Origin of the sequence: Flavihumibacter sp. UBA7668 (assembly GCF_002483205.1) — a bacterium.
GTDB lineage: Bacteria > Bacteroidota > Bacteroidia > Chitinophagales > Chitinophagaceae > Flavihumibacter.
Genome location: NZ_DLHM01000007.1, coordinates 437,598 through 457,657, shown reverse-complemented (window position 1 = coordinate 457,657; position 20,060 = coordinate 437,598). Strand labels below are relative to the sequence as shown.

At 44.6% G+C, this 20,060-nt stretch carries 17 protein-coding genes; 13 read left to right on the top strand and 4 right to left on the bottom strand.

The genetic code is table 11. The features are described from left to right. Positions 1 to 9: 9 nt before the first annotated feature. Genes B2746_RS19490 through B2746_RS19475 form a run of 4 tightly spaced genes read left to right on the top strand, consistent with a single transcriptional unit; the run spans position 10 to position 6,999 of the window. Entirely contained in the window at positions 10 to 1,746 is a 1,737-nt protein-coding gene (locus B2746_RS19490) for a RagB/SusD family nutrient uptake outer membrane protein (protein WP_290797818.1), read from the top strand. Between the two features lie 14 nt (positions 1,747 to 1,760). Then, positions 1,761 to 3,722, top strand: a complete 1,962-nt coding sequence (locus B2746_RS19485) for a heparinase II/III domain-containing protein (protein ID WP_290797815.1) — start codon at positions 1,761 to 1,763, stop codon at positions 3,720 to 3,722. Between the two features lie 26 nt (positions 3,723 to 3,748). Next, complete coding sequence (locus tag B2746_RS19480) at positions 3,749 to 4,741, top strand: isoaspartyl peptidase/L-asparaginase family protein (RefSeq protein ID WP_290797813.1); 993 nt, start codon at positions 3,749 to 3,751, stop codon at positions 4,739 to 4,741. Continuing rightward, the gene (locus tag B2746_RS19475; protein WP_290797810.1) at positions 4,738 to 6,999 is read left to right on the top strand and encodes a DUF2264 domain-containing protein; all 2,262 of its coding nucleotides are present in this window, start codon (positions 4,738 to 4,740) and stop codon (positions 6,997 to 6,999) included. Before B2746_RS19480 ends, B2746_RS19475 begins: the two co-directional genes overlap by 4 nt. Here the strand turns inward: B2746_RS19475 and B2746_RS19470 are convergent, their stop codons facing one another. After that, positions 7,000 to 7,872, bottom strand: a complete 873-nt coding sequence (locus B2746_RS19470; RefSeq protein ID WP_290797807.1) for an AraC family transcriptional regulator — start codon at positions 7,870 to 7,872, stop codon at positions 7,000 to 7,002. It abuts the gene before it with no gap. A 189-nt stretch (positions 7,873 to 8,061) separates the two neighbouring features. Here B2746_RS19470 and B2746_RS19465 point away from each other — a divergent pair, with 189 nt between their 5' ends. The 8 genes from B2746_RS19465 to B2746_RS19430 are packed head-to-tail and all read left to right on the top strand — an operon-like array spanning position 8,062 to position 17,553. Then, the gene (locus B2746_RS19465) at positions 8,062 to 8,832 is read left to right on the top strand and encodes an HpcH/HpaI aldolase family protein (RefSeq protein WP_290797805.1); all 771 of its coding nucleotides are present in this window, start codon (positions 8,062 to 8,064) and stop codon (positions 8,830 to 8,832) included. 28 nt (positions 8,833 to 8,860) lie between these two features. Then, the gene (locus tag B2746_RS19460) at positions 8,861 to 9,739 is read left to right on the top strand and encodes an NAD(P)-dependent oxidoreductase (RefSeq protein ID WP_290797802.1); all 879 of its coding nucleotides are present in this window, start codon (positions 8,861 to 8,863) and stop codon (positions 9,737 to 9,739) included. A gap of 9 nt (positions 9,740 to 9,748) precedes the next feature. Continuing rightward, complete coding sequence (locus tag B2746_RS19455) at positions 9,749 to 10,756, top strand: hydroxyacid dehydrogenase (RefSeq protein ID WP_290797800.1); 1,008 nt, start codon at positions 9,749 to 9,751, stop codon at positions 10,754 to 10,756. Beyond that, on the top strand, positions 10,731 to 12,053 hold the full coding sequence (locus B2746_RS19450; RefSeq protein WP_290797798.1) for an FAD-dependent oxidoreductase: 1,323 nt from the start codon (positions 10,731 to 10,733) through the stop codon (positions 12,051 to 12,053). The genes B2746_RS19455 and B2746_RS19450 overlap by 26 nt, the downstream gene beginning before the upstream one ends. After that, entirely contained in the window at positions 12,043 to 13,719 is a 1,677-nt protein-coding gene (locus B2746_RS19445) for a dihydroxy-acid dehydratase (RefSeq protein ID WP_290797796.1), read from the top strand. The genes B2746_RS19450 and B2746_RS19445 overlap by 11 nt, the downstream gene beginning before the upstream one ends. Before the next feature lie 22 nt (positions 13,720 to 13,741). Continuing rightward, on the top strand, positions 13,742 to 14,851 hold the full coding sequence (locus B2746_RS19440; protein ID WP_290797794.1) for a sulfatase-like hydrolase/transferase: 1,110 nt from the start codon (positions 13,742 to 13,744) through the stop codon (positions 14,849 to 14,851). Continuing rightward, the gene (locus tag B2746_RS19435; protein WP_290797791.1) at positions 14,848 to 16,143 is read left to right on the top strand and encodes an MFS transporter; all 1,296 of its coding nucleotides are present in this window, start codon (positions 14,848 to 14,850) and stop codon (positions 16,141 to 16,143) included. Before B2746_RS19440 ends, B2746_RS19435 begins: the two co-directional genes overlap by 4 nt. Positions 16,144 to 16,146: 3 nt before the next feature. Beyond that, positions 16,147 to 17,553: a hypothetical protein gene (locus B2746_RS19430; RefSeq protein WP_290797788.1), complete on the top strand. Its 1,407-nt coding sequence runs from the start codon at positions 16,147 to 16,149 to the stop codon at positions 17,551 to 17,553. A 49-nt stretch (positions 17,554 to 17,602) separates the two neighbouring features. On the opposite strand, the gene B2746_RS19425 is transcribed toward B2746_RS19430, so the two are convergent. The 3 genes from B2746_RS19425 to B2746_RS19415 all read right to left on the bottom strand — a co-directional run bounded on the left by B2746_RS19425 (position 17,603) and on the right by B2746_RS19415 (position 19,272). Next, positions 17,603 to 17,932 (bottom strand): hypothetical protein, encoded by a 330-nt coding sequence (locus B2746_RS19425; RefSeq protein WP_290797785.1) that lies wholly within the window; start codon positions 17,930 to 17,932, stop codon positions 17,603 to 17,605. A gap of 205 nt (positions 17,933 to 18,137) precedes the next feature. Continuing rightward, entirely contained in the window at positions 18,138 to 18,596 is a 459-nt protein-coding gene (locus B2746_RS19420; protein WP_290797783.1) for a DinB family protein, read from the bottom strand. Between the two features lie 94 nt (positions 18,597 to 18,690). Continuing rightward, positions 18,691 to 19,272, bottom strand: coding sequence for an adenylate kinase (locus B2746_RS19415; protein ID WP_290797779.1), 582 nt, complete (start codon positions 19,270 to 19,272; stop codon positions 18,691 to 18,693). A 148-nt stretch (positions 19,273 to 19,420) separates the two neighbouring features. On the opposite strand from B2746_RS19415, the gene msrB reads away from it, so the two are divergent. Beyond that, positions 19,421 to 19,981, top strand: coding sequence for a peptide-methionine (R)-S-oxide reductase MsrB (gene msrB / locus B2746_RS19410; protein ID WP_290797776.1), 561 nt, complete (start codon positions 19,421 to 19,423; stop codon positions 19,979 to 19,981). The last annotated feature ends 79 nt before the right edge of the window (positions 19,982 to 20,060 follow it).

Genomic DNA, 20,060 nt, shown 5'->3' with positions numbered 1-20,060 from the left:
ACGAACTTCATGAACAGCTATAAAATAAACAGAAAAAAAATACTGATTCCGGTAATTGCGGTGTTGGCATTGGTAATCGGATGTACTAAAAAACTGGATCAGCAGCCGGAATCACAATTGTCTGACAGTAATTTCTGGAAAACCAGTTCTGATCTCGCACAGGCCGCCAATTATCTGTACACCTTCCTGAATGGATTATCTACAGATGATCCTTCCGGTTTCCCAACTCCGTTGCAGGATAATTATTCCGACAAGTCTTTTGGCGACAGATCGGTAGGTTTTGGTGATGGTTCCAGTGTGGCTCCTGCCACCTGGGCTGAATGGACGAACTATTACAAAGCCATTCGCGCAGCCAATAATATCATCGAAAAATCCGGACAGGTTACAGGTACTGCTGCAGATATTAACCGCTATGTAGGCGAGGCCCGGTTCTTCCGCGCCATGTCTTATTTTGAACTGGTAAAACGATTTGGTGATGTCCTGTTGATAAACAGAACATTGACGCAAAGTGATGAGTTATTGTATGCCCCAAGAACTGCACGCCAAATAATTGTGGACAGTATTTATGCTGATCTTGATTTTGCTGCAGCCAATTGTCCGCAGCCCGATGCAATGCCGGCTTCTGAATACGGACGTATTACCCGCGCTGCTGCTTTAGCCTATAAATCAAGGGTGGGATTATTTGAAGGCACCTGGGATAAATTCCGGGGAATTGCAACTGCGCAAAGCAATCTGGCCATAGCGAAAGCTGCTGCAAATGCTGTAATAACAGAAAGCAAGCACAACCTGTATACAGCAGAAGGAGCCAATAGTTATTACTATGAATTCCAGTACGATGGCGGAGCCAACGGCAACCCTATTCAGGCCGTGGTGGGCGCACAGAAGAATTACACCTATGCCGGTAATAAAGAAAATATCCTGGTACGTTTATATGGCCAGAACCAGACGAATAATATCGCGTCTCACAGCTTTGGTCGTACCTACCTTGATCAGGCCCGTATTGCGCCAACCAGAAATATGATTGATCTCTATCTCTATAAGGATGGGTTGCCAATGGGTAAGTCTGAATTTGATTCAACGGATGAACAAACCAGCACCCTTACTGAATTCAGAAACCGCGATCCGCGTCTGGAAATGTCGGTGCATAACAGAACCATGATCACTCCTTCTGTAGGCGGACTGATTCAATATATTCCGGGAACCACCTATCGTAGTCGCAAGTACTGGATAGTGAGCGACTGGACTGCCAACGTTAGTTATGTCAATTTCAATATTCTTCGTTTTGCCGAAGTATTGCTGAACTACGCTGAAGCGACCTATGAAATGGATGGTGCTATCAGTGATGCGGATCTGAATCTTACCATCAATGCACTCCGTAACAGGGCAACTGGTGGCGATGTTTCAAAACTGCCGCTGCTAACAAATGCTTTTGTAAGTGCCAATGGGTTGGACCTGCAAACGGAAATTCGTCGCGAAAGAAGCGTGGAACTGGCATTTGAAGGACATGCCTACTGGGATCTGTTACGCTGGAAAACGGCTGAAACAGCACTTCCGACGGCAATGCTTGGCCGTAAATATTTTCCTTCCGAAAATCCGGGTGGTGTTACGCCGAATCTTGAAAACGGCTATGTATTATTGGAGGCAAATGGATTCAGAACCTTTAATGCAGACAGAGACTATCTTTGGGCACTGCCAACCAGAGAGCTGGCATTGAATCCGAATCTTGAACAAAACCCCAACTGGTAAATAATCATACCCGCATGTACGATCGCAGCTATCCATATTTCAGGTTCTTTTTACTTGGGTGGATAGTAATGCTGATAGTGCAGCGTACTCAGGCGCAGCAAACTGATCGTAATTATCTGTCTGCTGCGCTTGCTGCTTCAGGATTTGTTGTAACGGAACCAGTACTTACAAACTGGAAAAAAACTACAAAAGAACAATACCTGCTGGGTATCCGGCAATTACCCGATAGTATCAAAACGGAATTGCTTCAGGAAGCCGACCAATACCTCAATTTTTCATGGCCTGCTTTACCTGCTGCCAGTTTTCTCGAATTCAAAGAAAAAGGCATTCGAACAGGATTTGAGAAAAAGCAGGATGAACGCAGAATTGCGCTTGGAAATCTGGTAGTGGCACAACTGATTGCAGGAGGTACTAAATACCTTCCTGCACTGGTAAACGGATTATGGGCTACACTGGAAGAATCTACCTGGGAAATACCGGCAATTGTTGTGCTGCAAAAAGCCGGAGCGGATCTTCCTGATCCGGAGGAAGAAGTGATCGGGCTGGTGAATGCAGAAACTGCGGTTCAGCTAAGTGCTATTGTTTTTATGTTGCAGGATGAATTGGATGCCGTTTCACCTATGCTTGTTAAGCGCACCAATACAGAACTCAAAAAACGGATACTCCAACCGTATTTATCACGCTCTGATTTCTGGTGGATGGGATTTTCAGGTAAGCCGGTCAATAACTGGAATGTCTGGATCAATCAGAATGTATTTCAAACTGCTCTGATGGCGGATCTTTCTGCTGATTCGGTTAACTTCCTGATGAAAAAAATAGCGCGGAGTACTGATTTTTTTATCAATCAATATCCTGAGGACGGTGGTTGTGATGAAGGGCCATCATATTGGAACCTTGCAGGAGGAAAACTGATACGATTGCTTGATCTGGCTACGGAACTTTCGGATGGAAAAATGCAATGGAAGGATAAAAAATTATTACACCGCATGGGCAGGTACATTTATGATGTGCATATAGCCGGCAGCTATTATGTAAACTTTGCTGATGCCAGTCCGGGATCCTATCCGAATGCCGCGGCTGTTTACCAGTTTTCCAGGATGTTTCAGGATGAAGATCTGGGACTTTTTGCAGGGAGTCTGCTTAACAGAGCCCGTCATTTTTATACCCCAAAAAGTATTGCTGATTTCCTTGAAACAGCCAGGGTATACCAAAGTATAGCTTCATTGAATAAGGAAGTTCCGGTTGCACCATTTCGTTTTTTCGATAATTTGGGTGTTTATATACTGCGCAGTACAAACAACAGCCTGTTTGTGGCTGCACAGGCGGGACATAATGGCGAAAGTCATAACCACAATGATGTGGGCAATTTTATTCTGTACGCAAAGGGGCAACCGGTACTCGTGGATGCCGGTGTTGGTGTTTATACCGCACAAACCTTTAGCAATCGCCGCTATGAATTATGGAATATGCAATCCCAATGGCATAATTGTCCCACTATTAATGGAGTTATGCAAAAGGAGGGAAGAGAATTTAAAGCAGGCTCTGCCCGTACCGCAGTTACCAAAAAGAATATTGATCTTACTATGGATCTGGCTGGTGCCTATCCTGCTGCCGCTGCTGTTTCATTCTGGCAGCGAAGTTTCCTGTTAAACAGGGAAGCGTCCAGACTAACACTTACGGATCAATTCAGGCTTTCTGCCTATAGAGATTCTACCCGCCTGCATTTTATGAGTTATGCCAAACCGGTTACTACCGGAGACGGTCAGGTGCAATTCCTGAATACGCAGGGCGAACCTGTATTAGAGATGAATTTTGATAACCGGCAGATGCGTTTTCAGGTGGAAGAGAAATTAATGGATGATGAAAAATTACAAGCATCCTGGGGAGAACGCTTGTATCGGATAACACTAATAACAACCGGTAATGCCTTAAATCAGAAAAGCAGGATTGAATTCTTTTTGCCTGAAGGCTTTTAAGCCTGTACTATAAAATCAATTTAAACGTGAATATCAAACGTCGGGAACTATTAAAAGCTGCTTTGTTAGCAGGTGTTGCAGGCCCTCTGCCGGCAGCGTTTGCTCAATCCAAACGGGCAGGCAGGCAGCATGCGCTTCTTATTTCCACCTGGAATTATGGTCGTAAAGCCAATGCAGTGGCCTGGCCCATCCTTGAAAAGGGAGGATCTTCACTGGATGCGGTGGAAGCCGGTGTAAAACTGGCAGAAGCTGATCCCGGTGCCAGAACGGTTGGTTATGGTGGCTTACCGGATCGCGAAGGAAAAGTAACACTGGATGCCTGTATCATGGACAGTCGGTTTAATTGTGGTGCAGTACTTTGTCTGGAGCAGATCATGCATCCTGTTTCCGTTGCCAGAATGGTGATGGAAAAAACACCGCATATATACCTCGCCGGAGAGGGGGCGCTTCAGTTTGCGCTTGCCAATGGATTTAAAAAGACAAACCTGCTTACTCCTGAAAGCGAAGCGGATTATAAAGAATGGCTTAAAACCTCGAACTATAAGCCCGAAAAAAATATTGAAAACCGGCTGGGTGGTGAACTTAATCATGACACCATCGGTATGCTGGCCCTGGATGGTAGCGGCAACCTTAGTGGCGCCTGTACAACCAGTGGGATGGCTTATAAAATGCGCGGCCGTGTGGGTGATTCTCCCATCATTGGTTCAGGTCTGTATGTTGATAATGCTGCCGGAGCCGCCACCGCTTCCGGTGTGGGTGAAGAAATCATCCGTATTGCCGGTGCACATCTTATAGTGAGTTATATGGAACAGGGATTAGCACCCGAAGCTGCCTGCAGAAAAGCGGTGGAGAAAATAGTTAAGATCAATCCCGATAAAAGCAGAGACCTGCAGGTTGGATTTATTGCACTGGCGCCAACAGGTGCGTATGGAGGCTACAGTATCCAACCCGGATTTACCTATGCCGTTAAAAGCGCAACGAAAGAAGAAGTATTCAACGCAAAAAGTTTTTACAGATGATACGAACAACGATCAAAAGACTGGGATGTTGCCTGGTTTTCCTGCTTACTTACGGTTATGCCGCTGCGCAGTCGAAACAGCAGTTTACAACGAACCCGGCAAAAATGCTGGAGCTGATGAATAAAGTGGCAGACTGGCAACTAAAAAACCCCACAGGAAAAGAGTGGAACTCATGGGAATACGGGCCATTTTATATTGGACTGATGGCTTTGCATAATGTGTCGGGTGAAAACCATTGGCTGGATTCCATTAAAGCGATGGGTGAAAGAGTACATTGGGAAACAGTGCCAAGGCCTTACGATGCCAATGTACTGGCCATTTCCCAGGTATTTATTGAGTTGTATGAAAAGGATAGCAACAAAAAGTATGTTGACAAATCGCGCTTTGTGATGGACGCACCCATGCGAAGGGAACTGGAGCCGGATATAAGTTTTGATAAAAATAAATACTGGTGGGAATGGTGGTCCTGGTGCGATGCCATCTTTATGGCACCACCTGCCTATGCAAGGATGGCTACGGTTTTCAATGAACCCAAATACATGGATTTCATGATACAGGAGTATAAGCGGACCTCCACTTATCTGTATTCAAAAAAGGACAGCCTCTATTTCAGAGACGATCGCTTTTTTACCATGAAATCAACCAATGGCCAGCCTATCTTCTGGTCGAGGGGAAATGGCTGGGTGCTTGCCGGGCTGGCTCGCGTGTTGCAATACCTGCCCAAACAACATCCTGACTATCCCTATTTTTTGAACCAGTACAAAGAAATTGCCTATAAGATCAAACGGCTGCAAATGAAGAATGGATTCTGGAGTCAAAGTTTGTTGGATCCTGAAAATTACCCGCAGAAAGAATCCAGCGGAACCGGATTTTATGTGTATGCTATAACCTGGGGCATTAATCAGGGCATACTACCGGCGGCAAAATTTGGAATAACGGTTGAGAAAGGGTGGAAGGCTTTACAGGAATCAGTACATGCAAATGGAAAGCTTGGCTATGTTCAGGAAGTGGGGGATGCCCCTACGGATGTAACCTTCAATGATTCTGAAACTTATGGAACAGGTGCTTTTCTGCTGGCAGGGTCTGAGCTGGTGAAATATTATAAAAAAGGCGGGCAGGAAGATCGTACATACACAATTCAATTATTACAGCAGATTGCTGATCCGGTACTTAAACCACTGAGTGAAGAAAAACTGCGCCAGGAATTTCCGCGTAAAAATTGGGAAACAAGGGAAAGCAATATTGAAACTTCGCCGCTTCAGGCATTTGGACGTACCCTATCAGGTATGGCACCCTGGCTTTCTCTTGGAGCAGATGAAACAATGGAAGGAAATTTACGTGCGGCTTATATTGAACTTGCCCGTAAATCACTGATCAATGCCAGCAATCCGGTTTCACCTGATTACCTGTTTGGCAAGGCTACCCAGGAAAGAATTGTACATGCAGCATATATCGCGTATCCTTTACTGTTAGCTCCAAAACAATTGTGGGATCCACTAACTAAAGAGCAGCAAAACAATATTATTTCAGCGTTGAAAACGCATCGTTTATTTAAACCAAATACAAGTAACTGGTTGTTATTTCCTGCCATCATCGAAACGGCCATCCTTAAGTTTACCGGCGATGCCAATCAAAAAACAATCCGTTACGCAGTTAAAAAAATGGACGACTGGTATTTGGGTGATGGAATTTATGGGGACGGTCCGGATTTTCATCGCGATTACTATAACAGTTATGTTATCCATCCATTGCTGATTGAAACGATTCGTCAATGTTCTTCACTTGGGCTAAAGACTAAAATATCGTTGGAAGAAAGTATTGAACGCGGAAAACTGTATGCAAAACTGATTGAGAACATGATTTCACCTGAGGGGACTTTCCCGGTAACAGGGCGCTCCTCTGTTTATAGAATTGCTGCACTTCAGCTGCTTGAATACCTTGCCTTTCGGGATGATTTCATTCCTGCTACCTGCTCACCAGGAGCAACCAGGGCAGCTATTACTGCTGTAATCCGAAACATGATGTCAATGCCTGGTACATTTGATGAAGCCGGTTACCTGAATGCGGGCATTGTAGGAGAACAGGTTAATGCAAGGGACTATTATAATTATACAGGAGCACTTTACATGTGTACAGTTGGGCTTACACATCTGGGGATTTCCGAAGAGAAGCCATTCTGGAAGGAAGATGCAACTGCATGGACGCAACAACGAATCTGGAATGGAGAGGAGTTACCCGGACAGGAAATCTTCAAGTAATCATTTTTGTTTACTCACCTTAAGTTTGTATTCCCTCGGACTGGTACCGGTAATTTTTTTAAAGGACTTGGTGAAATTGGAAAAAGTCTTGAATCCGCTTCGGTAGCAGATATCTGTAATATTAGAATCTTCTTTGATCAGCTCGCGGCAGGCATAGCTGATGCGCAATTCACTAACCACCTGTATAAAGGTTTTGTTATATCGCTTCTTGAAATATTTACAAAATGCTGCTTCATTCATACAGGCAACAGAAGCCACTTCGGTCAGGCTGATATCATCCAGGTAATTGGACATGATATAATCATAGACCCGGTTCATACGATGATTCTCAAATTCATAGGACACAGCCAGTTTTCCTTCGGTAGAAAGGGTTTCAACATTTTCAGAAACCGCAATTTCATGAAGGATCTTTAGCAATAAGGATATGCGATCCGGACCACTGGCCTGCAATAATTGTTGCATAAGCGATACCAGTTTATCAAATGTGGCTCCTTTTATACTTAACCCACCGGATGCTCTTTCAAGTAACTGCTGAATCTCATAATTTTCTGGGAGATCAAAAAGACGCACGCCATTAAATTCAGAATCAAATTTCAGCACAATTGATTTAACCGCATCTTCAACACCACGGCCATGATCTTCTTCATTATTATGCCAGTGATGCGGCAGGTTTTTCCCAACCAGCACCATATCCCGGTCGGTAAAATCGCTGATATTATTTCCGATAAAGCGGGAGCCGCTGCCCTTCAATATGGCCGTAAGTTCATATTCATTATGGAAATGATAAGGAACCGTGAAACCGGGTCGTACTCTTTCTTCAATACTGAAAGAATAGTTGGCGGAATGAATCTGTTTTATGTGAATGGGTTTCATGTTCGGCAGGCAAACGATGTTCTTGCAATCTACCAAAAAAAACCAATCAATCGTAATGCAGGTTAACAGAATAAATACGGCAAATATAGTCGTCCTTTTTGCAAATAATGGAACGCATAAAGGGAAGAAATAGCTGGTTATTTGCTTATATAAACAACCACCCGCTTGCTCATATAGTTGAATTTTTATATGGAAGGAATAAAACAGAAATTAAAAAGAGGCGATACTGTATTTGGTACATTTTTAAGCCTCGGCAATCCAATAACCACCGAGATGATTGCTCAGGCCGGCTTTGATTGGGTTGTTATTGATCTTGAACATGGCCTGGGTGATGAACAGGCTGCACTTCACCAGATTTTATCGATAAAAAATTCAGGTACCACAGCCATTGTACGAGTTGAAAGTCACCAGAAACAACGCATTCACCGGGTACTGGATTTTGGTGCGGGAGGAATTATGTGTCCGCGTATAGATACTGCTGAAGATGCAACACTTGCCATTCGTGCCATGAGATATCCCCCCGCAGGAATACGGGGAGTAGCTAAAATGATACCTGCAGCCGGGTATGGTGCTGATTTTGATGCATATCAAAGGATAACTGAACATGATTTACTGGGTATTATCCAGATTGAAACAGTGAATTCCCTGCAACACCTGGATACAATTGCTGCGGTGGAAGGGGTAGATGTCTTATTTATCGGACCATCTGATTTGTCTATGTCGCTTGGCATATTCGGTCAAACCGATCATCCGGTTTTTATTGATGCACTTAAAGCGATAATAACAGCAGCGAAGAAAGCCGGCAAACATACCGGTATTCTGATTGCAGATTCTGCCGAAGTACAAAAATATGCAGAACTGGGTATTCGCTGTATTGCATGCGGCACCGAAGCGGGTTTCCTGATGAAAGGTGCGCGAAGCACCCTCAGCAACCTGCGGCAGTCAATAGCCACCCTATAAAAAAAGAATTAAAACTTAAACTAACGATATGCTTACATCCGGTATCGGATTTATAGGGCTCGGAATTATGGGCCTGCCCATGGCGGGCAACCTGATCAGGGCTGGTTATACCCTATTTGTTTATGATATCAATGCATCTGCTGTTCAACAGCTTACAAATCTTGGTGCAAAAGCATGCGGTTCTCCAAAGGAAGTGGCCAATAGCTCAGATATAATTATCTGCATTGTACCTGACACACCACATATCAAAGAAGTTGTATTTGGTACAGAAGGCGTAGCTGCGGGCATTGCTGCGGGTAAGTTGTTTATAGATATGTCAACCATTGACGCCTCAACGGAAAAAGAAATAAATGAAACCATGGTAAAACTAGGTGCTGATAGCCTGGATGCACCGGTTTCAGGAGGTGAAAAAGGGGCGATTGATGCAACCCTTTCCATTATGGTGGGAGGTAATAAAACTGCTTTTGATAAAGCATTACCTGTTTTGCAGGTAATGGGAAATAAAGTGAATCATATGGGCGGAATTGGTGCCGGACAAATCACCAAATCCTGCAACCAGATAGCTACAGCACTTACAACACAGGGCATTGTTGAAGCATTTACACTTGCAGGAACTGCTGGTATTGATTTAGAACGCCTGCGCGAAGTGATGCTGGGTGGTTTTGCCAATAGCAGGGCCCTGCAGATAACCGGAGAGAAGATGGTGCGGAAAGATTTTTCTCCCGGCTTTAAACTGCAGTTATACCGAAAAGATCTGCGCATAGCCAGGGCCGTTACAGCAGAAGCATCGATCCATTTGCCCGGCACAGCATTATTATTTGAAGAAATGGACAGCCTCGTTTCTGCAGGCAAAGGTGACCTGGATTTCAGTGCCTTAATTCAAATTTTTGATAAACAAAACGGATAATCTGTATTTATGACTGCTATCCCTAAAATATTTATTTCTGAACCGATCAATAAAAAGGGCATGGATCTTCTTGGTGATCAGGTAGAAATTTTGTTGGCTCCAGATACCAGAAAGGAAACGGCCCTGAATATGATCAAAGAGGCCGATGCTGCAATTCTAAGGGCAACTACCCGCTTTGACAGTGATGTAATTGAAGCCGGTGTAAAATTAAAAGCGATTGTCAGAACCGGTGTGGGACTTGATAATGTTGATATGAAGTTTGCGGGAGAGAAAGGAATTTATGTATGCAATACGCCCGGTACCAACGATGAAACCGTTGCGGAACATGTGGTAGCAATGGTAATGGCCTTGTCCAAGCAGGTGATAGGTATGGATCGGGCGGTAAGGGAACAGCGCTGGCAGGAACGATTTTCACCCAAGCAACGGGATGTCAAGAATAAAATGCTGGGCATTGTCGGATTAGGTAAAACAGGATTGGCAACTGCACGGTTCTGTAGTAATCTGGGTATGAATGTAATAGCTTATGATCCCTATGTAATCAATCCATTGCCTGCCATTTCTCAAACGGATGATTTGGATATGTTATTCAGAACGGCTGATTTTGTGACGCTTCATTGTCCATCTACAACCATTACCCAACATATGGTAGGAAGACGCTTATTGTCAATGATGAAACCCGGTGCCTGTCTGATAAATGCCTCCCGTGGTGATCTGGTAGATGAAGGCGCATTGGTGCAGGCACTTTCGCAAAATCAAATTGCAGGGGCTGCCATTGATGTATTTGAGCGGGAGCCATTACCGGCCGGCCATCCACTTATGGCTTTCTCAAATGTGATATTATCGCCACATGTGGCAGGATCCACTACTGAATCGAATGAACGTATTGCAACAGCTGCTGCTCAGGCAGTAATGGATACACTTGCTGGTCTGGTGCCAAAGCATATCTGTAATCTCGATTATTTTCCAAAAGACAAAAAAGATAAACTCTTACATGACACAGGATATTCATTTAGCTGATATACCTGTACGATATCAGCCGGATGTATGCATCATTGGCGGAGGAGCCGCTGGTGTTTCGGCTGCCATTGCTGCAGCCCGATGTGGATTGTCTGTACTGCTTGTGGAACGATATGGTTTTTGTGGTGGTGCGTCGGTGGCTGGTTTAAGTGGTACCATCTGCGGATTATTCAGCAGCGGTACCAACAGGCAGCAGCTTGTATTTGGTTTTGCGGATGAATTTTACCAGGCATTAATCCACCGAAATGGGGTTACTGACCCTGTTCCATTTGGTAAAACATTATTGGTGCCGCATGATGCTTTTTCCTGGAAATGTGTGGCGGACGATTTGCTCCTGCAGCACCATTGTCAGGTATTGTATCATACCCAATTTCTGCGGGCTTTTTTGACTGAAGAAGGTAGAGTAAGCAGCCTTTTGCTAAAAGCTATGGATGGATTTTTTCTGGTGTATCCGCGTTTCGTGATAGATGCATCCGGAGATGCGGAACTGGTGCATTCAATCGGATGTGCTACCTATTATGGAAAAAAGGGAAGCATTCAAACCCCTACCATGATGTTCAAAATGGGCAATGTTAATATGGCCGCATTTACAGGAGTAGATCCGGATTCAATAAACAGGATGATTGCTGAATCGCATCAGGCAGGTAAATACAAGCTGCCCCGTCATCATGTTTATCTTTTTCCATTGCCACATTCAGGGGAAGTGTTGTGTAATATGACAAAAATCACATTTCCCGATGGTCGGGTACCAATAGGAACCAATTCAGCCGATATGAGTTTTGCAGAAATGGAAGGACGACGTCAGGCCGAATCCTATGCACGATTTCTTATTGAACATATAGACGGATTTGAAAATGCCTATCTCAATGATACAGGGTGTCAGGTAGGCATCCGACAAAGCCGGTCAATTGAAGGGGTGTATAAACTAAGTAATGAAGATGTTTTGCTGGCAAGAAAACAGGGAGATGCGATAGCTCTTTCTGCCTGGCCGATTGAATTGCATGGCGCAGAAAGGTTGGAGATTCATTATCTGGACAACGACTATTATACGATTCCATTTGAAACACTGGTGCCAATTGGTGCTACCAATTACCTGGTGGCTGGCCGTTGTTTATCGGCCGAACATGAAGCACTGGCCTCTGCCCGCGTAACAGCACAATGTTTTGGAATGGGTTATGCGGCAGGAGCTGCTGCTGCTTTATCTGTAAAGGAGCAGCTACCAGTAATGAATATCAACGGATTTGCTGTAAACCAATGGATGAAATCAAATAAACTTAAGACCGCATATGAGCAATAAGTTGCGTAGCAATTTTGAGGAAGGAAGTACCCGCTGGGCGGTTCGACGTGCCCAGTGGATTGCCATGGGTATTGATGAAGCTGATTTTGAAAAGCCAAAGATTGCCGTTATCAATTCCTCCTCCGGACTGTCTGTTTGTTATCAGCACCTGGATGAATTCTCCCAATTAACACAGGAAGCCATTCGGGAAGCGGGTGGACTTCCTTTTGAAATCAATACAATTGCACCATCTGATTTTGTAACCTCAGCAGGAAAAAAAGCACGTTACCTGATGCCTACCCGCGATCTGATGGTGAATGAAATTGAAGTGATGCTGGAAGGAGCGGTACTCGATGGAATGATCTTACTCTCCTCCTGTGATAAAACAACACCAGCGCATCTGATGGCGGCAGCCAGACTGAATATTCCTGCACTGGTTATTCCATGTGGCTATCAGTTGGGTGGAAATTGCCATGGTAAAGAAGTGGATATTGAAGAAGTGTATAAAGGGGTGGGAACCCTGCTCATGGGTAAAATGACCCTTGCTGAGATGAAAGAATGGACACGCTGTGCAATCAAAGGACCGGGAGTATGCGCAGGTATGGCTACAGCCAATTCCATGCATTGCCTTACGGAGGCATTGGGAATGGCGCTCTCAGGTACAACACCCATTCGCGCAGCAAGCGATAAACTGCGTGATGTTGTTCGCAAAGCGGGCCAACAAATTATTTCATTGATAGAAAAGGATATCCGTCCAAGAGATATATTAACCATCGGAGCATTTGAGAATGCAATCCGGGTGGCTATTTCTATTGGTTGTTCTGTCAATACTGTTCGTCATTTATCCGCCATTGCTGTAGAAGCCGGACTGGACATTGATGTAGTGGCCATGTTTGAGCAGGAAGCTGGTCAGCTTTCCCAAATAACACAGATCAGGCCAAATGGTCCGGATAGAATTGAAGACCTGGAAAGCGCAGGAGGAACGAGGGCAGTATTATATCGGTTAAAGCAGCTGCTAAATTTACATGTAATGACGGTAGATGGCTTATCCCTGTCATTATTGCTGAAAGATGCAATTGAAATTAATGAAGCAATTATACGGCCAGTTGATAATCCTTTCCGGAATGAACCCGGACTCACCATCATTCGTGGCAATCTGGCACCAGCAGGCGCTATCGTAAAACTTTCAGGTATTGGCACCAGCCATCGGATTTTTGAGGGACCGGCCAAGGTTTTCAATGATGAAGATCTTGCCATGCTGGCCTTGTCCGAAGGAAAAATTAAGGACGGTGATATTGTAATACTGCGTATGATGGGGCCGGTAGGCGGACCGGGTACGGTATTCGCCTGTAGCTTTATGGCCGCATTAAGCGGTGCTGGTAAAGGAGCAACAGTTGCAGTGGTTACAGATGGTGAATTATCGGGGCTTAACAAAGGCATTACGATTGGGCAGGTAATGCCGGAAGCAGCCTGTGGCGGGCCACTGGCTATAGTGGAAGAGGGCGATACGATCCGGATTGATCTTTCAACGCGAAAAATTGATTTGCTGATTGATCCCGTTTTGTATGTGCAAAGAATGAAAGAATGGCGGCCTGCTGTTCGTAAGCTGGAGAACAACTGGCTGAAGATATATGCAGAAAATGTAATGCCAATTGAAAAAGGGGCAGTTCTGGGAAAGAGAGACTGATAAAGGATAATTTAGTGTTGTTATGAGTATAGAGAGAGTCATCGTTTTTATCATCGACGGTATGCACTGGCAGGCACCATCCCTGCTCAGCATGACCCATTATAACGCTTTGGCAATAGAAGGAACCAGCATAGAAAAATCATGTATGATTGTTCCACATCACCCCACTGTTGGTGAATATGGTCAATTGCATTCTACCTCCTTTCCAAATCCGGTATTACAGGAGGGGACCATCTTTGTGAAAAAGGGAAACCGCATGCTGCAGGATATTTTTGAAGCTGATGAATTAACTGCTTTTATGGCGAATTCAAAGGCATACGATTCTGTAACCCGCGGCTTTGATATTTGCGAACAATACAATGGTTATACAGACGAAAAATTGGTAAAGCGAAGTATGGAGCTGCTGGATGAACTACCGGTTCGGTATATGCGCATTCATCTGCAGACACCCGGCAACGAAGGCAGGTATCTTACCATGACAAGCCCGGATAAACCCTATTACCGTAATATCTGGGGAGAGGGTTCTCCCTATGCAGCTGCAATTAAAAATGCCGATGAGCAGTTGGGTATATTTATTTCTTTTCTTGAAAAGAAAGGTTGGATGAATTCTACCTTATTGGTTGTTGGTGGTGATCATGGCCAAAGTGTGAAAGGATGGCATCCGGTTATAGATATAGACAGTGCACTTACACCGCTTCTTTTTTATGGTCCGTCAATCGCAGGCAACAGAAAGCTTCCTTATTTTGAACATACAGATATTAGTCCGACCATTGCTGCGCTGATGCAAAAACAGGCACCCAACAAGGACGGAGGGGCAGGTAAATTTATTGATGCACTTTTGAAAAGTTCTAACGAGCCATTTCCTGAACATCCCCGGTATATCGAAACCATCAACCGCCAATTGAATGAGTACAATGCATTGAGGGCAAGAATCCTGATACAAGCCGAAGCAGACAGTTATTATTCCTCTTTATTGACTTATCTGGAAAATGAATTGTTAACTCCTGAACCCTTTTATCACCAGGACCGATTTCCGGAATGGCATCGTGCCGGTACAACCAGGCATCTCATTGAAGTAAATGAGCAAATACTGGAAAAAATGCGCAGGGAAATAAAAAAATCATCTGCATGAAGAGATCCGTACTTCAAAAACTGAAGGATAGAGGGCATTACCGGTGGGTGGTGGTTGTGTTGCTATTTTTTGCAACCACCATCAATTATCTCGATCGCCAGGTAATTGGTTTGCTCAAGCCGGTGCTGGAGCAAAAATTCCAATGGTCTGAAACGGATTTCAGTAAAATGGTGATGGCGTTTTCATTTACCTATGCCATTGGCCTGTTGTTATTTGGCAGGTGGATTGATAAAATTGGTACCCGCAAGGGATACATAGTTTCGGTAATTGTATGGAGTGCTGCAGCTATGGTGCACGCATTTGTTTCTACCACAGGCGGTTTTATGATTGCCAGAGGCTTGTTGGGAATTGGTGAAGCCGGAAATTTCCCCGCTGCTATTAAAACCGTGGCGGAGTGGTTTCCCAGGCGCGAACGTGCACTGGCAACCGGATTGTTCAATTCAGGAGCAAGCGTGGGAGCTGTACTGGCCCCGGTGGTAGTTCCGTTGTTATTGGCTTCTTTTGGTTGGCAATGGGCCTTTATTGTAACCGGAGCCCTTGGTTTTATCTGGTTGTTTTTCTGGTGGCATATGTATTATCTGCCAGCCCAAACTGCAGGTGTTTCCGTTAGCGAACTTGCCTATATCAACAGTGATGCAGAGGAATTGATACCGCAGCAAAAAGTATCCTGGGCTTCTCTTTTCAAAATGAGAGAAACCTGGGTATTTATAACCGGAAAATTTCTGGCGGATCCTATCTGGTGGTTTTTCCTTTTCTGGATGCCTTCTTTTTTTGCCAGCCGGTTTGCATTGAATCTGAGTAAGCCAAGCCTGCATCTGGTTATTGTTTATGCTGCAACCACCTTAGGCAGTATAGGTGGAGGCTATCTCTCTTCCTACATGATAAAAAAAGGAAAAACACCTGTACGAGCCAGGAAATTATCACTGCTCATAGCTGCTGTTTGTGTTGTGCCTGTTACGATTGCAAGTTATGTTGACAATATCTGGATTGCTGTTCTTGTTATCAGTTTGGCTGCTGCCGCCCACAATGCATGGAGTGCAAATATTTTCACCATTGCTTCCGATATGTTTCCAAAGCATTCTCTGAGTTCTGTAATTGGTATTGGCGGGATGGCGGGTTCCGTGGGTGGCATCTTATTTCCACTGGTAACCGGGCTTCTGCTTGACCATTATAAAAATCAGGGGAATATCATTCCTGGTTACCAGACGCTGTTTGTTTTTTGCGGCATGGTGTATCTGCTCGCCTGGTTAATTATTCATTTTCTGATTCCGGCAAAGTATATAAAACAATAAATTATGGCAGCAAAAGAGGTATATCTGAAAAAACTCGAATGGCCATCGTTTGGGGAAGGCCGCCCTGTAATTTTTCCACCGGTTTCCGAATTGGAAGAGCGGATCAGTCTGTGCCGTGCGTATATGCATAACCGGGGGTTTAGCCACCTGATTATATATGGCGATCGGGAACATTTTGCGAACCTGCTTTATCTCGTGCATTTTGATCCCCGGTTTGAAGAGGCTTTGCTGATATTGGGACTGGAGGGAGATCCGTTGCTTCTGGTGGGAAATGAGTGTGTATCCCATTTGACGGTTTCTCCTTTGTATCAGGCAGGCCGGTTAAGGCATGAACGATACCAGCCATTTTCATTGATCAGTCAACCCAGGAATTCAAGCCGTCCGCTGGCAGCGATCTTTGCTGATGAAGGAATGGTGAAAGGAGCGAAGGTTGGTTGTGTGGGTTGGAAATATTTTAACTACATAGAATTTTCGCAACCGGAAAAAATGCTGGATATTCCTGGATTTATTGCTGATACGGTACGCAATAATTGCGGGTACGATGCTGTGGAAAATGCAACGGACATATTTATGTCGCCGGTATATGGATTAAAAGCCACCTGTTCAGCATTTGAAATTGCCCAGTTTGAATTCTCCAATACGATGGCATCAGAAGGAATGATTCATTTCTTTAAAAATTTTAAAATTGGTATCTCTGATTTTGAGATGGTTCAGCAATATAAGTACACGGGTTATCCGCTTGGTTGCCATATCGGATTAAAAAGTGATGCCAACCAGCATATAGGATTATCAAGCCCAACCGGAGGTGTAATTCAACAGGGCGATCCCTGTTCAACCAACCTGTCTTATTGGGGCAGTAATATTTGCAGGGCCGGATGGGTGGTTGCCAGTGAGAAAGAGTTGCCGGAGAAAGCGGCTGCGTATATCCGTGCGTTTGCTGCGCCCTATTTCAGCGCCTGTGCAGAATGGTTGAAGATGTTGCGCATTGGTGCAGTTGGAGGTGAAATCTACTCGCGCATACAGGAATTGCTGCCGTTTGAACAGTTCAATGTTTTTTTGAATCCCGGTCACCTGATTCATTTTGAAGAATGGGTTAGCTCTCCAATTTATGAAGGCTCCTTAGACACTATCCGCAGTGGTATGTATTTTCAGTTGGATATAATTCCGAGGTCGAAACAATATTTTTCTTCACGCATGGAGGATGGATATGTAGTTGCGGATGAAAAGCTTCAACAGGAATTAAAGAAGGCTTTCCCCGATTGTTATGATCGATGTATGGCGCGAAGGAATTTCATGCAGGAGGAACTGGGTTTTTTGCTGCCTAAAGAAATTCTCCCCCTCTCAAATACAGCAGGTCTGGTGCCACCTTTTTTTCTTGATTACCAGACTGTACTTAGCTTTAAATCCTGATGTATGTATTGATTATTGCTGCTGCTTGGCTGCCTTTTCTCTTTCTATTCTAAAGCAAACGAGAAGAATTGCTGAATGCTATTTTCAACATCGCGCCCCGGGTAAAATATAAACGATCAATGGCCTGTTTTACACTTTCGCCTTTCTGGATTTGTTTTAAATAATGTGGCACTCCTCCCATCGCCATATAAAGCTCCAGCAATTGGTAGGAATCCAGGCGGATTCCTCTGCTTAACAGATATTCACGGGTTTCATACAACTTGAAGGGTAGTAACTGAATCGGCGCTCTTGTTATCCGGTTATGTAATCCGCCTTTATTGTTGATGATTATTTTAATCATCCAGGACGCTGCTGATCCGCATAAAACAAGTTTCAGCATAAGCTGGCGTGAGGCCCAGCTGTTGATTTAATGAAGCCCAAAGGCACCTGCAAATTCAAATTCGTTTTCAAAATAATTACGGATTAAATAAGTTTGGAGTGAAGCGCTTCATTCAGTATTTTTTTCTCTGCAATCCTGCCTGTTATTTGGTCTGATATCAGTTACGGACAGGTATAAATTTTTATAATCGTCCGTAACTATGGTTTTACAGACCAAATTGCTTTAAATGATGCTTCGCGTGCTTGTGGAGTAACTGTATCTGTCCAGCATAATTAAGCGGACCAAAAAATGGATTAATGATTTCCCGCTCCGGGTTTTCGGCAAATGCCTTTTCAAAGGCGGTGAGAGCCCGCTTTAATTCGGAGATGGCAGTTTCCATATCGGGCAGCCGAACGGGTTGCGGTATTTCTGGTAATAAGGGGTTCTTGGTGTTCTCGCGGAAGGGTTCTTCGCTGAACAGGAATTTAACCATCAGCGGCAGGCGGTCTGCCGGGGTGTATAATTGAATGGGGATTTTTCCGGCAGCTACCAGTGTTGCATCAATAAAATGCTCCACCATTTGCTGGACATTCATTTTGCCCCAGCAGGGTGGGGTGGACGGATCAAGGGTGTTGAGAAGAGCAGGAAATTCTTCCAGCAGGAAGTATAGTTTGGAGTGGTTCATATGAGTTGGTGTGTTTTTTCACCCGACGGGACGGCTGCCGCCTTACCCAACGGGAGAAAAAACACACCCGTCGGGTAAACCCGACGGGTGAAAATTAGGCGGCTTTGCGCTTTTCGATTTCGGCGCAGAGTGCTTCGAAAATATCATCCACCGTGCCTTCCCCTTTTACTTCCACCACTTTGCCGAATTCACGGTAATGGTCGGCTACGGCTGAAGTCTTTTTATGATATTCTTCTATTCGGGCGCGGATAATACCTTCATTCACATCATCGGTACGTCCGCTGGTTAGTCCTCGGTTCAATAAGCGTTTTACCAATTCTTCCTCGGTTACACCAAGGGCCAGTACCACATTGATAGCCTCCTCCCGCTGCGCCAGTAAGGTATCCAGCGCTTCTGACTGTGCCTTGGTACGCGGAAAGCCGTCAAACAGGAATCCCTTCGCTTCCGGATTATTGTCGAGTGCAGAACGGATCATACCGATAACCACCGCATCCGGAACCAGTTCACCCCGGTCCATAAAACCCTTGGCTTCCAACCCCAAAGTGGTTTTATTGGCGATCTCTGAACGCAGCAAATCGCCGGTAGACAAATGTTTCAAACCATAACGGGAGATCAGTCGCTCCGACTGTGTACCTTTCCCACTGCCGGGAGGACCAAATAGAATTAAATTAAACATGTTGTTAAAAAGCTCAGATGAATGTCAAATTTACGGGTTAGAGCCTAAAAATATTCCATTAAAACCCGATTAACCTTGAAAACTGTCAACCAGCTGACAATCCAAACGAACCAGTGGGCCGTAGCTTTGTTATATAAATATGCGAACTATGTATGTGAAATTTGCCCTGCTCGCCTGTCTGCTGGCCTTCCAGCAATGCAGTTTTTCGCAGCAATCAAAAGAAAAAATCAAATCAATGGATACGTCTAAAAACCCTGTATTCTCTCGTTCCTCAACCGATAAAGTCAATCTCAGTGAGGAGGAATGGAAAAAAATCCTGCCGGCTGATGTGTATCATATCGCCCGCCAGAAAGGAACAGAACGTCCCTGGTCCAGCCCCTTCGAAACCTCTAAAGAAATAGGTACTTACCATTGCGCTGCCTGCGGAAACGCCCTTTTCCAGAGCGATACCAAATTTGAAAGCGGTTGCGGCTGGCCCAGTTTTTACCAGCCTATTTCCAAAACCAGTATCATCTATACGCCCGATAATACCCATGGCATGCGCCGCACGGAGGTTCAATGTGGCCGTTGCAAGGCGCACCTGGGACATGTTTTTGAAGATGGTCCCCCACCAACCGGCCTCCGTTATTGCATTAACGGCCTGATTCTGGACTTTGCAAAAGCAAAAGCCGCAGAAAAAGCCTATAACGAAAAGAATAAGGAACAATAATCCAGTTGCCAAGATCCGGAAAACGGGCAAAAAAGTCGATTGATCGGGAAATGGTGAGCGATGACCGAAGACATTCTTT

What these genes read in the sequence shown, in the direction of transcription:
- B2746_RS19490 (WP_290797818.1), top strand. Translation starts at nt 10, where the DNA reads ATGAACAGCTATAAAATAAACAGAAAAAAAATACTGATTCCGGTAATT.
- B2746_RS19470 (WP_290797807.1), bottom strand. Translation starts at nt 7,872, where the DNA reads ATGAAACCCATTCACATAAAACAGATTCATTCCGCCAACTATTCTTTC.
- B2746_RS19420 (WP_290797783.1), bottom strand. Translation starts at nt 18,596, where the DNA reads ATGAACCACTCCAAACTATACTTCCTGCTGGAAGAATTTCCTGCTCTT.
- B2746_RS19460 (WP_290797802.1), top strand. Translation starts at nt 8,861, where the DNA reads ATGCTTACATCCGGTATCGGATTTATAGGGCTCGGAATTATGGGCCTG.
- B2746_RS19465 (WP_290797805.1), top strand. Translation starts at nt 8,062, where the DNA reads ATGGAAGGAATAAAACAGAAATTAAAAAGAGGCGATACTGTATTTGGT.
- msrB (WP_290797776.1), top strand. Translation starts at nt 19,421, where the DNA reads ATGTATGTGAAATTTGCCCTGCTCGCCTGTCTGCTGGCCTTCCAGCAA.
- B2746_RS19450 (WP_290797798.1), top strand. Translation starts at nt 10,731, where the DNA reads ATGACACAGGATATTCATTTAGCTGATATACCTGTACGATATCAGCCG.
- B2746_RS19430 (WP_290797788.1), top strand. Translation starts at nt 16,147, where the DNA reads ATGGCAGCAAAAGAGGTATATCTGAAAAAACTCGAATGGCCATCGTTT.
- B2746_RS19455 (WP_290797800.1), top strand. Translation starts at nt 9,749, where the DNA reads ATGACTGCTATCCCTAAAATATTTATTTCTGAACCGATCAATAAAAAG.
- B2746_RS19435 (WP_290797791.1), top strand. Translation starts at nt 14,848, where the DNA reads ATGAAGAGATCCGTACTTCAAAAACTGAAGGATAGAGGGCATTACCGG.
- B2746_RS19475 (WP_290797810.1), top strand. Translation starts at nt 4,738, where the DNA reads ATGATACGAACAACGATCAAAAGACTGGGATGTTGCCTGGTTTTCCTG.
- B2746_RS19445 (WP_290797796.1), top strand. Translation starts at nt 12,043, where the DNA reads ATGAGCAATAAGTTGCGTAGCAATTTTGAGGAAGGAAGTACCCGCTGG.
- B2746_RS19425 (WP_290797785.1), bottom strand. Translation starts at nt 17,932, where the DNA reads ATGCTGAAACTTGTTTTATGCGGATCAGCAGCGTCCTGGATGATTAAA.
- B2746_RS19415 (WP_290797779.1), bottom strand. Translation starts at nt 19,272, where the DNA reads ATGTTTAATTTAATTCTATTTGGTCCTCCCGGCAGTGGGAAAGGTACA.
- B2746_RS19485 (WP_290797815.1), top strand. Translation starts at nt 1,761, where the DNA reads ATGTACGATCGCAGCTATCCATATTTCAGGTTCTTTTTACTTGGGTGG.
- B2746_RS19440 (WP_290797794.1), top strand. Translation starts at nt 13,742, where the DNA reads ATGAGTATAGAGAGAGTCATCGTTTTTATCATCGACGGTATGCACTGG.